This is a genomic window from Bradyrhizobium sp. CCBAU 25360 (assembly GCF_028128695.1).
Lineage (GTDB): Bacteria > Pseudomonadota > Alphaproteobacteria > Rhizobiales > Xanthobacteraceae > Bradyrhizobium > Bradyrhizobium ottawaense.
Genome location: NZ_LBJA01000032.1, coordinates 18,004 through 32,884 on the forward strand (window position 1 = coordinate 18,004; position 14,881 = coordinate 32,884).

The 14,881-nt window shown below is 65.0% G+C and carries 15 protein-coding genes; 2 read left to right on the top strand and 13 right to left on the bottom strand.

Features of this window, described 5'->3' with window-relative positions:
- Nucleotides 1-7: 7 nt before the first annotated feature.
- The 12 genes from pstB to XH81_RS09150 form a co-directional block, all read right to left on the bottom strand.
- Nucleotides 8-826 carry a phosphate ABC transporter ATP-binding protein PstB gene (pstB, locus tag XH81_RS09095; RefSeq protein ID WP_028139784.1) on the bottom strand — a complete coding sequence of 273 codons (819 nt, stop codon included), beginning with the start codon at nucleotides 824-826 and terminating at the stop codon, nucleotides 8-10.
- Nucleotides 823-1,674, bottom strand: a complete 852-nt coding sequence (gene pstA, locus XH81_RS09100; RefSeq protein WP_271596103.1) for a phosphate ABC transporter permease PstA — start codon at nucleotides 1,672-1,674, stop codon at nucleotides 823-825. Before pstA ends, pstB begins: the two co-directional genes overlap by 4 nt.
- A gap of 4 nt (nucleotides 1,675-1,678) precedes the next feature.
- On the bottom strand, nucleotides 1,679-2,668 hold the full coding sequence (pstC, locus tag XH81_RS09105) for a phosphate ABC transporter permease subunit PstC (protein WP_026201750.1): 990 nt from the start codon (nucleotides 2,666-2,668) through the stop codon (nucleotides 1,679-1,681).
- Nucleotides 2,669-2,860: 192 nt separating this feature from the next.
- Nucleotides 2,861-3,874, bottom strand: coding sequence for a phosphate ABC transporter substrate-binding protein PstS (gene pstS, locus XH81_RS09110; RefSeq protein WP_028139782.1), 1,014 nt, complete (start codon nucleotides 3,872-3,874; stop codon nucleotides 2,861-2,863).
- Between the two features lie 150 nt (nucleotides 3,875-4,024).
- Nucleotides 4,025-5,317, bottom strand: a complete 1,293-nt coding sequence (locus XH81_RS09115) for an ATP-binding protein (protein ID WP_028139781.1) — start codon at nucleotides 5,315-5,317, stop codon at nucleotides 4,025-4,027.
- A gap of 58 nt (nucleotides 5,318-5,375) precedes the next feature.
- A complete protein-coding gene (locus XH81_RS09120; RefSeq protein WP_028139780.1) occupies nucleotides 5,376-6,431 on the bottom strand; it encodes a lysylphosphatidylglycerol synthase domain-containing protein in 1,056 nt (351 codons plus the stop codon).
- Nucleotides 6,432-6,875: 444 nt separating this feature from the next.
- Nucleotides 6,876-7,307 (bottom strand): GNAT family N-acetyltransferase, encoded by a 432-nt coding sequence (locus tag XH81_RS09125; RefSeq protein ID WP_028139779.1) that lies wholly within the window; start codon nucleotides 7,305-7,307, stop codon nucleotides 6,876-6,878.
- A 19-nt stretch (nucleotides 7,308-7,326) separates the two neighbouring features.
- Complete coding sequence (locus XH81_RS09130) at nucleotides 7,327-7,554, bottom strand: Rdx family protein (protein ID WP_028139778.1); 228 nt, start codon at nucleotides 7,552-7,554, stop codon at nucleotides 7,327-7,329.
- 11 nt (nucleotides 7,555-7,565) lie between these two features.
- Complete coding sequence (locus XH81_RS09135; RefSeq protein WP_028139777.1) at nucleotides 7,566-8,471, bottom strand: haloalkane dehalogenase; 906 nt, start codon at nucleotides 8,469-8,471, stop codon at nucleotides 7,566-7,568.
- Entirely contained in the window at nucleotides 8,468-9,058 is a 591-nt protein-coding gene (locus XH81_RS09140; RefSeq protein WP_038946903.1) for a TetR/AcrR family transcriptional regulator, read from the bottom strand. Before XH81_RS09140 ends, XH81_RS09135 begins: the two co-directional genes overlap by 4 nt.
- Before the next feature lie 97 nt (nucleotides 9,059-9,155).
- Nucleotides 9,156-9,452 (bottom strand): hypothetical protein, encoded by a 297-nt coding sequence (locus XH81_RS09145; RefSeq protein WP_028139775.1) that lies wholly within the window; start codon nucleotides 9,450-9,452, stop codon nucleotides 9,156-9,158.
- Between the two features lie 2 nt (nucleotides 9,453-9,454).
- Complete coding sequence (locus XH81_RS09150; RefSeq protein WP_028139774.1) at nucleotides 9,455-10,849, bottom strand: OmpA family protein; 1,395 nt, start codon at nucleotides 10,847-10,849, stop codon at nucleotides 9,455-9,457.
- A 164-nt stretch (nucleotides 10,850-11,013) separates the two neighbouring features.
- Between XH81_RS09150 and XH81_RS09155 the strand changes: the two genes are divergently transcribed.
- On the top strand, nucleotides 11,014-12,072 hold the full coding sequence (locus XH81_RS09155; protein WP_271596104.1) for a polysaccharide deacetylase family protein: 1,059 nt from the start codon (nucleotides 11,014-11,016) through the stop codon (nucleotides 12,070-12,072).
- A 287-nt stretch (nucleotides 12,073-12,359) separates the two neighbouring features.
- Complete coding sequence (locus XH81_RS09160) at nucleotides 12,360-13,160, top strand: SDR family oxidoreductase (protein WP_038946902.1); 801 nt, start codon at nucleotides 12,360-12,362, stop codon at nucleotides 13,158-13,160.
- Between the two features lie 272 nt (nucleotides 13,161-13,432).
- On the opposite strand, the gene boxB is transcribed toward XH81_RS09160, so the two are convergent.
- The gene (gene boxB / locus XH81_RS09165) at nucleotides 13,433-14,869 is read right to left on the bottom strand and encodes a benzoyl-CoA 2,3-epoxidase subunit BoxB (protein ID WP_038946901.1); all 1,437 of its coding nucleotides are present in this window, start codon (nucleotides 14,867-14,869) and stop codon (nucleotides 13,433-13,435) included.
- Nucleotides 14,870-14,881: the final 12 nt, after the last annotated feature.

Here is a 14,881-nt window from a genome sequence, read left to right on the forward strand (position 1 = left end):
CGTCTCCTCAGCCGAACCGGCCGGTAATGTAATCCTGCGTGCGCCGGTCGCTCGGCGACGTGAAGATCTTGCTGGTGTCGTCGAACTCGATCAGCTCGCCGAGATACATGAAGGCGGTCTTGTCGGAGACGCGCGCCGCCTGCTGCATGTTGTGCGTGACGATCGCGATCGTGTAGTTCTCGGACAGCTCCTGGATCAGCTCCTCGACCTTGGCGGTCGAGATCGGATCGAGCGCCGAGCAGGGCTCGTCGAACAGAATCACCTCGGGCCGCACCGCGACGGTGCGGGCGATGCACAGGCGCTGCTGCTGGCCGCCGGAGAGCGACAGGCCGGAGGCGTTGAGCTTGTCCTTGACCTCGTTCCACAGCGCGCCGCCGCGCAGCGCCTTCTCGACGCGGTCGTCCATCTCGGACTTCGAGATCTTCTCGTAGAGGCGGATGCCGAAGGCGATGTTCTCGTAGATCGTCATCGGGAACGGCGTCGGCTTCTGGAACACCATGCCGACCCGGGCGCGCAGCAGATTGAGGTCGAGCCTGGGGTCGAGGATGTTGGTCTGGTCCAGCATGAGCTGGCCGGTGGCGCGCTGGCCCGGATAGAGGTCGTACATCCGGTTGAAGATGCGCAGCAGGGTCGACTTGCCGCAGCCCGACGGGCCGATGAACGCTGTGACGCGGTTGGCACCCAGCGTCAGGTTGATGTTCTTCAGCGCGTGGTGCTCGCCGTAATAGAAGTTGAGATTGCGCACCGTCACCTTGGCCGGGGCTTCCGGCAGCGGCTGCGAGGCCAGATGAGCGTTGGAACTCATGGAAACGGACAGGTCGGTCATTTTGCAGTCCTCTCGGCGCCGAGGATGCGCGCGCCAATGTTCAGGGCAAGCACGGTGAGCGTGATCAGCAGCGCGCCGCTCCAGGCGAGCTGCTTCCAATAGGCGTAGGGGCTCTGGACGAAGTTGTTGATGGTGACCGGCAAATTGGCCATCGTCTTGTTCAGGCCGAGGCTGAAGAACTGGTTCGACAGCGCGGTGAAGAGCAGCGGCGCGGTCTCGCCGGCGACGCGGGCGGTGGCGAGCAGCACGCCGGTGATGAGGCCCGACCGGGCCGCACGATAGGCGATACGCTTGATCACCAGCGAGCGCGGCAGGCCGAGCGCCGAGGCCGCCTCGCGCAGGGGATTCGGCACCAGCAGCAGCATGTCCTCGGTGGTGCGCAGCACGACCGGGATCACGATGACGGCGAGCGCGAGCGCGCCCGCGATCGCGGAGAAGCCACGCATCGGCACCACCACCGCGCCATAGATGAACAGGCCGATGATGATCGAGGGCGCCGAGAGCAGGATGTCGTTGATGAAGCGGATCACCGAGGTCAGCCGGTCGTTGCGGCCGTATTCGGCAAGGTAGGTGCCGGCGAACAGGCCGAGCGGCGCGCCGATGCCGACGCCGATCAACGTCATGATGATCGAACCGACGATCGCGTTGCGCAGGCCGCCTTCGGTCGAACCCGGCGGCGGCGTATCCGCGACGAAGATCTCAAGATCGAGGCCGGCCAGGCCGTTGAAGAGCAGCGTGATCAGGATCAGCGCGAGCCAGGTGACGCCGAAGGCGGCCGCGGCGAAGCAGAGCCCGCGGATGACGATGTCCTTGCGGCGACGACGCGAATAGATCGGATTGAGCGCCATGACGTTACTTCCCCGCCTTCTTGTCCAGCCGCATCAGCATCAGCCGCGCTGCGGCCAGCACGAAGAACGTCAGCACGAACAGCAAGAGGCCGAGCAGGATCAGGCCGGACTGGTGCAGGCCGTCGCTCTCGGCGAATTCGGATGCGATCGCCGCCGAGATCGTGGTGCCCGGCGCGAAGATCGATGAGGAGATGCGGAACGAATTGCCGATGATGAAGGTCACCGCCATGGTCTCGCCGAGGGCGCGGCCCAGCGCCAGCATGACGCCGCCGATGATGCCGACGCGGGTGTAGGGGATCACCACGCTGCGGACGACTTCCCAGGTGGTGCAGCCGACGCCGTAGGCGGCCTCCTTCAGCACCGGCGGCACCGTCTTGAACACGTCGACCGAGATCGAGGTGATGAAGGGCAGCACCATGATGGCGAGGATCAGCGCGGCGTTGAACGTGCTGAGATAGGACGGCGGACCGGCGAAGATCGCGCCCAGCACGGGCACGCCGTCGAATATCCTGATCATGAAGGGCTGGAAGGTGTTGGCCAGGAACGGGCCCAGCACGAAGAAGCCCCACATGCCGTAGATGATCGAGGGAATGCCGGCGAGCAGCTCGATCGCCATGCCGATCGGGCGGCGCAGCCATTGCGGGCAGAGCTCGGTGAGGAAGATCGCAATGCCCAGACCGACGGGAATGGCGATCAGCATTGCGATGAAGGAGGTGACGAGCGTGCCGTACATCGGCCCGAGCGCGCCGAGCACGGGCGGATCGGCCGACGGCGCCCAGCGCTGCGTCCACAGGAAGGAGAAGCCGTATTCCTTCATCGCCGGGAACGCGCCGACGATCAGCGAGACGATGATGCCACCGAGAATGAGGAGCACCGAGATCGCGGACAGCCGCGTGATCCAGTAGAAGGTGACGTCGCCGAGCTTGAACGCGCTCAAGGCCTTGGCGCGGTCGTACGGTCCGGCGTCGTCGATTACATCGCTCTGAACGGCCATTTCTGCCACGCCGATCCCCTGTGCCCGATAATATACGCTTGTTGTCAGTCTTTTTGTCGGTGTCGCGCTCCGGACGCGGCGCGCGCCGGTCCGGAGCGGAAGTCTTGCGGGTTCCGGCCCTCGCGGAGCGGCACGCTGGACGATGCTTCGCATCGCCAGGGCCGCACCGCGTCCGGGACGCGAGAGCCTTACTTAGCTCTTGATCTCGGCAGCCCAGGTCTTCTCGATCAGGGTCACGACGCCTTCGGGCATCGGGATGTAGTCGAGCTCTTCAGCCGCCTTGCCGCCGCTCTTGAAGGCCCAGCGGAAGAACTTGATGGCTTCCTGCGAGGCCGCCTTGTCGGTGGCATCCTTGTGCATGAGGATGAAGGTCGCCGCCGTGATCGGCCAGGACTTCTCGCCGGGCTGGTCGGTCAGGATGACGTAGTAGCCGGGCGCCTTGGCCCAGTCGGCGTTGGAAGCGGCCGCCTGGAAGGCTTCGACGGTCGGCTGCACCGGCTTGCCGGCCTTGTTGACGAGACCGGTGTAGGTCAGCTTGTTCTGCTTGGCATAGGCGTACTCGACGTAGCCGATCGAGTTCTTGGTCTGGCTGATGTTGCCCGACACGCCTTCGTTGCCCTTGGCGCCGACGCCGACCGGCCACTCGACCGCGGTGCCCTCACCGACCTTGCTCTTCCAGTCCGCGCTGGCCTTGGCGAGATAGTTGGTGAAGTTGAAGGTGGTGCCCGAACCGTCCGAGCGGCGGACCACGGTGATGGCTTCCGAGGGCAGCTTCACGTTCGGATTGAGCTTCTTGATCGCGGCGTCGTCCCACTTGGTGATCTTGCCGAGATAGATGCTGGCGAGCGTCTCGCCGTCGAACACCATCTCGCCGGGCTTCACGCCCTCGAGGTTGACGACGGGGACGATGGCGCCCATCACCATCGGCCACTGGACGAGGCCGTCCTTCTCGAGCTGCTCGGCCTTGAGCGGCGCGTCGCTGGCGCCGAAGGTCACGGTCTTGGCCTGGATCTGCTTGATGCCGCCGCCGGAACCGATCGACTGGTAGTTCAGACCGTTGCCGGTCTCTTTCTTGTAGGCGTCAGCCCATTTGGAATAGATCGGGAACGGGAACGTCGCGCCGGCGCCGGTGATGTCGGCAGCAAAGGCCGCTGTCGCCGATGCGGCGACCAAGCCGGCAGCGACGATCGTCTTGAGGAAATTCATGCTGGTCTCCATACAGGGGAGCGAAGCGCCATCAGCGCCCGATCGCGCTCCCCGCGCCGCCCCTTTAGGAGCGGTCGGCTGTGCTTTTACGAAGGTTTCGTGACAGTCGGATGACGCCCTCAAGCGACTGAAATCGCTTGAGTTCTAGATCTAAACTAAAGTCTTGGCCTGGGGAAAACAGGCGGTGAAAGTGGCGCCCTGCCGGGGCACACTTTCGATCAAAAGCCGGCCGCGATGGCGGTTAAGAATATGTTTCACCAGCGATAATCCGAGCCCGGTGCCGCCCTGCGAGCGGCTGTCGCCGACGTCGACCCGGTAGAACCGCTCGGTCAGCCGCGGCAGGTGCTCGGGCGCGATGCCGGGGCCGAAATCGCGGACCATGATCCGGATTTCCTGAGTTCCATCAGTGGCCGCGGCTGAGGTCAGCGACACGATGACGCGTCCGCCGGAGGCACCGTATTTGAGCGCGTTCTCGATCAAATTCTCGAACAGGCGGAGCAACTCCTCGCGGTCGCCCGCGATCATCACCGGACTATCCGGCAGATGGATCTCGACCTCGACCTGGCGCTCGCGCGCCAGCGGCTCGAGCCCGTCGGCGACCTGGCGGATGATCGGCAGCAAATCGACCAGGGTGTCGGGCCGGACATGGGCCGACAGCTCGACCCGCGACAGCGACAACAGATCGTCGATCAGGCGCGCCATGCGGGTGGCCTGGTTGTGCATGATGCCGAGGAAGCGCTCGCGCGCCTTGGGATCGTCCTTGGCCTGGCCCTGCAGCGTGTCGATGAAGCCCGACAGCGCGGCCAGCGGCGTGCGCAGCTCGTGGCTGGCATTGGCGACGAAGTCGGCGCGCATCTCCTCGACCCGGCGCAGCGGCGTCTGGTCGTGGAAGGTCATCAGCATGCATTTGTCGGCGCCGCCGAAGCTGGTCGGCACCGGCACCGGCGTGATCATGAGCTCCATCCAGCGATCGACCGGGACGTGGTCGAGATAGGTCGCGCGCCGCGGCTCGGTGGTCGCGATCGATTCGCGCAGCGCCGTGATGATCTCCGGCGAGCGCAGCGCGAACTGGGCGAGCTCGTTCCGGCGCAGCGCCGGCGCGAGCTGGGCGGCGGCGGCGTTGAGGTGGATGACGCGGCCGGCGCGGTCGAGCAGCACCGCCGGATCCGGCATGCCGGCGACGACGGCGGCCACCGCCGCGCTCTCGACCGGGTTGATGCGCCTGACGTCGTCGCGCGACGCGGCGGGATCGTGCAGCCGCCACGGGATCAGCGCGGCCGCCGCGATACAGAGGAACACGATGGCGGCGTGCAGCGCCGACAATTCGCCGAGCGAGACGACGACGGACAGCGCCAGCGCCGCGGCGATCAGGATCACGGTCGAATGCCGCAGCCGGTCGGACCAGGGCTGCGCGGAGGGAGAAGATGGGGCGTCGATCGCCATCGGGGCGGACTTCTCCTGGGGCTTGTCTGAAGGCCTGTCCAAATAAGGCTTGGCGCCGTCAGGCACCGCTGTCGCTGCGCTCTCTCACATAAGCGGCTTCACGCGCCGGGCCGGGGTCGAGCTTGAGCGCCGCCTGCTGCAAGCGCTTCGATCGTGCGCCGATGATAACTTCGCGAAACGTCAGCAAGATTACAGATATGACGAAGGGCGACAGATAATAGAGGACGCGGAACAGCAGCATGCCGCCCAGAAGTTCCTCGCGATCCATCTGCCAGAGACCGACCAGCATGGCGGCGTCGAACACCCCGAGCCCGCCGGGCGAGTGGCTGGCGAAGCCGAGCAGGGTGGCCGAGACGAAGATCACCGCGACCACCACGAAGCCGAGATTGGGCTCGTCCGGGACCAGCACATACATCGCGAGCGCGCAGAAACCGAGATCGACGATGCCGATCGCGATCTGCAGCAGCGTCAGCGGGCCGCCCGGCAGCACCACGGTCCAGGGCCCGCGGCCGACCACGCGCGGCTGGGTCCAGACCCAGACCACATAGCCGACCAGCCCGACGATGATCATCAGTGCCAGCGCCCGGTTCAGCCAGGGCGGCAGCTGGTCGATCGAGGCGGCTGCCTCCGGATGATAGGAGATGCCGAGGCCGAGCACGGCGGCATTGCCGAGCCAGAAGGTCAGGCCGGCGAGGAAGCAGATCTTCGCGACGTCGATCGCGTTCAGCCCGTAGGCCGAATAGATGCGATAGCGCACCGCACCGCCGGTGAAGACGGATGCCCCGACATTGTGGCCGATCGAATAGCTGGTGAAGGCCGCGAGCGCGTTGATGCGATAGGGCACATGGGCATGGCCGATCGCGCGCACGGCGAACAGGTCGTAGAAGGTCAGGGTGAAATAGCCCGCGGTGACGAACAGCGCCGCCATCGCGATCTGGGTCGGCTCGGTGCTCTTGATCGCTTCGAGGACTTCGTTGAAATCGATGCCTCGCAGCATGTGGTAGAGCACATAGCAAGCGATGCCGATGACCGCGACGCTGATCACAACGCCAAGCTTATGCAGGACTTGCTTCTGGCGCAGAAACGACATCGCCCTGCGTATGGCTTCCAGCATCTAGACCTCGAACAACGCTTCAGCGGCCAGGGTGGCCGGCGAACAGGCGGACGACGCACAGGCACTCAACGAACCCTCGCCGCCGGCTCCGGTATCGCGCATGCCCCCCTGCCCTCCACTAGCGCGTTTTGGGGCGGAGTGGAATTCGCCAATTCGAACAAAAACACGTGCATTCAATATTTTAGGCAGGGTTGCGGGCTCCTGATGCACGGTTTGGCGCCTTCGGCGGCAGGACTTGAGGCGAATCTCCATGGCGATCCTGCGCAGGCGCCATGAAGTTTTGATGATTTCGGCCGCACAATGTTCCTGCACGCCTTAAGCCGACGTCAATCTATGGACCGCGTCAATCTATGGACCGCGCCGGCCCGTTGAAAGAGGGGGCAATCCCGGCGTCGTTCACGGGGTGTCCGATGCGCCGGAAGGTCGCGGGCCCCGGACGCGGCCTCAAGGCGCGGTCAAATAGCCGCGACCATAGGCTCCGGCCTGGTCTTCGAAGATCGCCATGGCCGTGGTCATCCGCCTGAAGCCCAGGCGTTCGTAAAATCCTTCCTTGCCCGGGACGGCGTAGAGGATGACCTTGCGATGGCCGCGGCAACGCACAAGCAAACGCTCGATAATGTCGCGGCCGAGACCTCGCCCCTGGCGGTCCGGGTGCACCGCGATGTCACAGAGATAGGCGCAGTCGCGGCCGTCGGCCAGGACGCGTCCCGCCCCCACGATGCGACCATCCTCATTGGCGAAGGCGCGAAACATGCTGTTGCCGAACACCAGCGCGAGATCGGCCGGCGCCTTGTTGCCGAGCGGCGCGATGCGATAGAGTTCGGATAGCTCATCCCAGTCGATCCCGGCGAGATCGTCGGCCCAGACAATCGACATCGCGAAGACCCTCCCCGGCTCAGTCCCGCGCGGCGGTGACGGCAGCGACGATTTCGTCGCCGTCAGGAAAATGTCCTTTGCTGCGGCTGGCGACGATCCGGTCACCGAGCTTGACCTGGAAGACGCCACCCTTGCCGAGGACGAGATCGGATTCCAGCCCTAGCTGCCGGCGCAGCGCCACGGCCGCCTCTTTGGCACGCTTCTCGTAGCCGCACGGCCGGCAATAGATGATGGTTACGTCGGACATCTCGTCCTCCTTCAGGCCGCAAGCTGGGGACGCACCGCTTCAATGCCGGCGATCCAGCCGGCAACGGAACGACCGATCGCGTCGGGGTGGTCTTCCTGGAGATAGTGCAGGCCGGGCCCGAGGGGGACAAGCGCGCAGTGCTTCAGCGAGGCAGCGAACGTCTCGGCAAATTCGGGGGCGACGATGGCGCCCGGCTCGCCTGCGAACAGCAGCTTCGGATATGCGGACGCCTTGAGCGACGCATGAGCCGATCGAAGCGCTTCATAGACGTCGGCGGGCTCGCCGGCGATCGGCAATTCCCGAGGCAAGGCAAGCACGGGACGGCGGCTGTCCGGGGTCGGAAAGGGCGCGCGATAAGGCGCCATCTCGTCGTCGCTCAAGGTGCGCATGATACCGCCCGGCAGCACGCGTTCGACGAAGGCGTTCGCCTCCAGGATCATGGCCTCTCCGTCGCCTTGCGTCCTGAACTTGCGGAAAGTCTGGCGCGCAGTTTCGGCCTGATGGAAATCCTGCCAGGTCGGCATCGGCCGGATGAACTCCATGAAGGCGAGGCCGCGCACGAAGGCCGGCCGGCGCGCCGCGAGATGAAATGCGAGCGCCGTGCCCCAATCCTGCGCAACGAGATAGGCTGAGCTGATGCCGAGTTCCTCGATCAACGCGTCGAGATAGCGGACGTGGTCGAAGAAGAGGTAGGCGATGTCGGGCTTGCCGGACCTGCCGAAACCGATGAGATCGGGCGCGATGCAGCGCGCCACAGGCGCCACCAGCGGCAGGATGTTTCGCCAGATATGCGACGACGTTGGATTACCGTGAAGGAAGAGCGCGACCGGCGCATCCTGCGCACCTGTGTCGCGATACGCCATCGTGCTTCCCAGCACGGAGGCGCTGCGGATCTGGATCTCGGCTTGCTGGCTCATGTCGGCTCCTTGAAGACGGTCTTGAATGCGATGGACTTGAAACGCTCGAGCGGCTTGGACGTGCGGTCGACCTTCATGCGCAGGATCGCGCCCTGCCAGGACGCGAGCAGGAAATCGGCAAGCTCCTCGGGCTCGAATTCGGGATCGATCTCGCCGCTTCTCTGCGCCTCGCTGATGCAGGCAGCGAAGGGCATGCGCCATTCGGCAAAGATTTCGGCAAGGCGGGTGCGCAGCATCTCGCTGCTGCCGGCCGCTTCCAGGCTGAGATCGCCGATCAGGCAGCCGCGTCCGTAGCCGTCGGCTTCGAGCCGTCCGGTGATGATGTCGAGATAGCGTTTGAGCCGCGCCCGCGGGGTCAGCGAGGCGTCTTCAAGAGCCTCCGCGACCAATCCCTTCGTGATCTCGAAATAGCGATCGAGCACCTCCGAGGCGAACGCTTCCTTGGAGCGAAAATGATTGGTGAAGGACCCCTGCGGGGCGCCTGCCGCAGTGGTGACATCGCGCACGCTGGTGCCGTGATAGCCGGTCCGGAACATGACCTTGAGACCGGCGTCGAGGATGGCGTCTTTGAGTGAGGGTTTGGGCATGGAGGAATAATACGTACGTACGTATTATTGTCAAGCGCAGCGTTTGACGTCTCTCTCGACGACGTGTCCGAACAGAAAGGGGCCTGGCGGCGGAGCTTCAGCCGGTCCGCATGCTGCGCGAGACCACGCGGTCGCGCAGCCAGGCGCCGATGGTGCAGCCGACCAGGTAGCAGGCGAACATGATCAGGCCGAGGTCGAGCCAGTAGCCGAAGCGGCCGGGGACGACGCGTGCGAACGAGGCCGCGACCAGGGCGGCAGCAAGCGCGGCGAGCCAGCGCGCCGTCACCTTCGAGGTGCCGTTGCCGCGCTGGACCACCGAGATCCAGCCCATGCAAAAGCCCAGCAGCAGCGAGCCGATCAGCCAGCCCAGATGGAACGAGACGAGATAGGGCATCGTCACCTCACCAGGAATTCGATACGGCGGTTCTGCGCCTTGCCTTCGTCGGTGTCGTTGCCGGCGAGCGGCTGCGTGCTGCCATGGCCGACCGCGGTGAAGCGGCTGGCGGGCAGGCCGGCCTTGACCAGATAGTCGATCACCGCCTGTGCGCGCTTCTCGGAGAGAGCCCGGTTGAAGCCGTCCTCGCCGTCGGCATCGGTATGCCCGGCCACCTCGACATTGGTGGTCGGGCAGCGCAGCGCCGTCTCGATCAGATGATCGAGGATGGCGGCGGAATCCGGATCGATGTCGGCCCGCTTGGCTGCGAAGCGGATCTTGCCCTTGGCCAGGAGCTCGGAGAACAATTGCTGGCACACGGTGCCGTCGACCGGGCCTGCCGCCGGTTTCACGGTGATCTCCGGCTTGTACTGCCAGTTTTTCGGGAAGTCCTTGCCGAGGCCTGCGCGGATGTCGTTGGCCGCGCCCTCGTAGAGCGCATCGCCCGACAGCTTCACCTCGCGGTCGGAGACGACGAGCGTGCCGGTCGACAGTCGCGACAGTGCGCCGAGGGCTGCGATCACCGCGGTGTTGAAGGAGCCGGGCGCACCGATGCTGGCCTTGAGATTGTCGACGACCTTTTCGGTGAAGAATTTTCGCGCGGCGCTGGTGGCGATCGCCGCGTGGATGGTGTTGTCGGGAACATAGCCGGTCAGCGTCACGGTCGCGGCGACCGGATCCTTGTAGGCCTGGAAGATATAGGGCGGCGCCTTGACGTCGTTGGCGGCAATCGAAAAGCCCTCGGGCAGGTTCTTCAGCGCGGCCACGATCGCCTCGCGGCCACCGAGATCGCGCGCCATGCCCGACAGATTGACCTTGGTGTCCGTGATCGTGATCTTGCCGTCCTTCAGCTTGCCGATCTGGTCCAGCAACAGCGTCGCTGCGGCCTCGAACCGCGGCGGCGCACCGCGCGCCAGCCCCATCTGGTCGGCCACTTCGACGCCGCCGACCTCCTTGCGGGCCGCCTCGGTCAGCCGGCCCTTCATCGACGGCAAGGGCGCGGAGCCTGACAGCGTCACCCGCACCACGTCGCGCTCGGCGTTCCAGACGAAGGGCTTGGCCTCGGGAACAAGGCGGGTCCGGTCGTCGACCAGGCGGACGCCGGGGACGGTCTCGACCGCCATCACGGCATCCCGCCGCCCCTCCTCGGAGAAGGCGTCCGCGGCCAGGCTGACATCGCGGCCATCGACCGCGATCCGGGTCTTGTCCAGAACGGTATCTTTCAGCGCAGCCGAGCTGCGCGCCGACAGGTCGGCTTCGACCGGTAAGGTATTATTCCAGGCCGCAAATCCCCACATGACGGCCAAGGGGATCAGCCCCGGCCACCATTTGCTGGCCCACGTAAAAAGCTTCTTCATTCGACGACCCGAACTCTGGAACCGGAGACAAAACAAACCCTTGGCAGGCTGTCAAACCGGAAATGGTGCCCTTGCGAAGGCCCCACCCGGACAATCGGAATAACTTTTTCTTCAAGGGTTCTTCCGTAAGTTGAAAGCGGAATGCCAGAGTCCGCCAGCGGGTCATGAAACAACTGCGTAACAACGTCATCCGCGCCGGGCTGGGAGCACTCTATTTCAGCGGGGCGCACCACCTGCTGCGCCCGCTTTTGTCGGGCGTCGGCGCCATTTTCATGCTGCACCACGTGCGACCGGCCCGCGAGGCCGCGTTCCAGCCGAACCGGCATCTCGAAGTCACCCCCGAATTCCTGCGCGCGACGCTGTGCCATCTGCGCTCGCGCGACATCGACATCGTCAGCGTGGACGAGCTGCATGAGCGGCTGGTGCAGGGCCGGTTCGACCGCCGCTTCGCCGCCTTCACCCTCGATGACGGCTATCGCGATAATCTGGACTATGCGCTGCCCGTGCTGCGCGAATTTGACGCGCCTCTGGCGGTCTATGTCGCGAGCGATTTTGCCGAGGGCACTGGACGGCTGTGGTGGGCGGCGCTGGAGGCCGTGATCGCCAAGACCGAGCAAGTCGACGTCAGAGTAGGCCATTCCGCGCTGCGGCTCGATGCGACGACCCCCGCGGCCAAGCAGGCAACGTTCGACCGCCTGCACGACTGGCTGCGCGCGCTACCGGGCGAGCACGATCTGGCGCGAGAGATCGAGGCGCTCTGCACGACATACGACGTCGACATGGAAGCGCTGTGCCGCAGCCTCTGCCTGTCCTGGGCCGAGGTGAAGAGCTTTGCCGCCGATCCGCTGGTCACGATCGGCGCGCATAGCGTCAGCCATTGCAACCTCGCCAAGCTGGCCGAAGACGTCGCCGCGCAGGAGATCGCCACCAGCCGCGCACGGATCGAGCAGGCGCTGCAGCGGCCCGTGCTGCATCTCGCCTATCCCTATGGCGACCGCGAGGCCGCGGGGATGCGCGAATTCCGCCTTGCTGCAACGGCGGGCTTCAAGACCGCGGTAACGACGCGGCCCGGCATGCTGTTCGCCGACAATGCCGCCCACATGACGGCGCTGCCGCGCGTCTCGCTCAACGGCAACTACCAGGACGCGCGAATCCTGCCGGTGCTGACCTCGGGCGCCGCGACCGCGATGTGGAACGGTTTCCGCCGGATCGCGGCGGCGTAGCCGCTGCAATCTCCGCTGTCGTCCCGGACAAGCGCGCCCAAAGCGCGCGCCGATCCGGGACCCATACCGCGTGATCCATCGATTGCGGTTGGTAGACGTACCGAACAACCAATCTTCGCCAAACATCTCCCTGTGGTTATGGATCCCGGATCTGCGCTTACGCTTGTCCGGGACGACACCGAGTAGGTTGGACCGCCGTCGCGCCACACTCCCATCTCCTCCACGCGCGGCCTTCCTTGACTCCCCTTCCCTCCCCGCCCAAAACATTGCCAACCCAGGGAGGCACCATGTTCAACGATCTGTTCTCGCTCAAAGGCCGCGTCGCGCTGGTGACCGGCGGCTCGCGCGGCATCGGCAAGATGATCGCGGCGGGATATCTCAGCGCCGGCGCTGCGAAGGTCTACATCACCGCGCGCAAGGCGGGGCCGTGCGAGGCCACCGCCAAGGAGCTCACCGCGCAATATGACGGCGAGTGCATCGCGCTACCGATCGACATCTCGACTGTCGAAGGCTGCGACAGGCTCGCCGGCGAAATCATCAAGCTGGAGCCGAAGCTCGACATCCTCGTCAACAATGCGGGTGCTGCCTGGGGCGCGGAGTTCGACGAATTCCCCGAAAGCGGCTGGGACAAGGTGATGGACCTCAACGTCAAGTCGCTGTTCTTCCTGACCAAGGCGCTGGCCAAGCCACTGCGCGCGGCTGCAAGTCCGGAACGTCCGGCCAAGGTGATCAACATCGCCTCTGTCGACGGCATCTTCGTCAATCCGAGCGAGACCTATTCCTACGCCGCCAGCAAGGCCGCCGTGATCCACCTGACCCGGCGCATGGCGACGAAATTGATCAAGGACAACATCAACGTCACCGCGATCGCGCCGGGCGCGTTCAAATCCGACATGAACCGGGCCGCGCGCGACCATTCGGAAGAAGTCGCAAAGCGCATTCCGGCGCGTCGGATCGGGACCGACGAGGACATGGCGGGGCTGGCGATCTATCTCGCCTCGCGTGCGGGTGACTACGTGGTCGGCAACACCATCGCCGTCGATGGCGGCGTGGTGTATGCGAATGCCGGGCTGGAGATCGCGGGGTAGCAGAACCGGGGGGACCAAGCGAGCGAGTGCGCTAGCTGATAGATGCGACGCCCTCACCCCATATTTAGTGTCGTCCCGGACAAGCGAGCAAAGCGAGAGCAGATCCGGGATCCATAACCACAGGGAGGAGTTTGGCGCAGACTCGTGGTTGCCTGCTCGCGCTAGGACCTCGCCCTGTGGTTATGGGTCCCGGATCTGCACAAACGCCCGGCAACGCTATGCGTTGCCGGGCGTGTGCTTGTCCGGGATGACAGTTGAGGATGAGGCCGCGCCTACGACTCGATCTTCACGTATTCGAAATCGCCGGGCTTGTTGTCGATGCCGACCTTCGGCGGCGAAATCCACGAGGCGAACTTGCCGCTCTCGGTGACGGGCTGCATCAGGGAGGTGATGAAGTCGCCGTCGGCGGTCGAGGGCAGCCACTCGTCCTTGCGCTTGGCCCAGGTGGCGTCGTCGATCAACAGACCGTCGGGCGTCGCTCGCACGTCCTTGAACTCGCCGATGTGGCGGTGGAAGGCGACGTTGGGCAGGGTCAGCTTGAAGTCGTAGCCCGCGGTCGAGATCACCTTGTTCCAGCGCAGCATGCCCTTGACGCAGTCCTGGCTGTAATCGTCGCGCAGGCGCATGTTGAGCGCGGTCAGCGCCGGCTCGTCGACCAGCTTGATCTCGCCGTTGATGAACTTCAGCACCGGATAGGTGGCGTTCTTGAGCTGGTGATCGTCCTCGATCTGGGTCTCGTGATAGCGGCCCTTGATGCCGGCATTGAAGGCGTTGGCCGCGTTGGTCGAGACCTCCGAGCCGAACAGATCAAGCGACAGCGTGTAGTGCAGGTTCAGCTTCTTCTGGATGGTCGGCAGGTCGATCACGCCAAGCGCGCGGACCTTTGCTATGTCGGTCGGGTCGGTGATGCCGGCTTCGCGCATCGCATCGCAGGTGCGCTGCACGACGCGGGTGATGCCGGTCTCGCCGACGAACATGTGGTGCGCTTCTTCCGTGAGCATGAAGCGGCAGGTGCGCGACAGCGGATCGAAGCCGGACTGCGCGAGGCTGTGCAGCTGCATCTTGCCGTCGCGGTCGGTGAAATAGGTGAACATGAAGAAGGACAGCCAGTCCGGCGTCGCCTCGTTGAAGGCGCCCAGCATGCGCGGGGCATCAGCATCGCCGGAGCGGCGGCGCAGCAAATCATCTGCTTCCTCACGGCCGTCGCGGCCGAAATATTTCTGCAGCAGATAGACCATCGCCCAGAGGTGGCGGCCTTCCTCGACATTGACCTGGAACAGGTTGCGCATGTCGTAGAGCGAGGGCGCGGTCTTGCCGAGATGACGCTGCTGCTCGACCGAGGCCGGCTCGGTGTCGCCCTGGATCACGATCAGACGGCGCAGCATGGCGCGATGCTCGCCCGGGACTTCCTGCCAGGCCGGCTCGCCATAATGCTCGCCGAACGGCACGACGCGGTTCTCTTCCTGCGGGGCAAGCAGAATGCCCCAGCGATAGTCGGGCATGCGGACGTAGTCGAACTTGGCCCAGCCGCGCGGATCGACCGAATAGGCGGTGCGCAAATACACCAGCGACTCCTGGAAACCTTCCGGCCCCATGTCGCTCCACCAGTCCATGTAGCCGGGATGCCAGCCCTCGAGCGCTTTGAGCACTTGGCGATCTTCGGCGAGATTGACGTTGTTCGGAATCTTGGTCGAGTAGTCGACGTTCATGATGTTCATGGC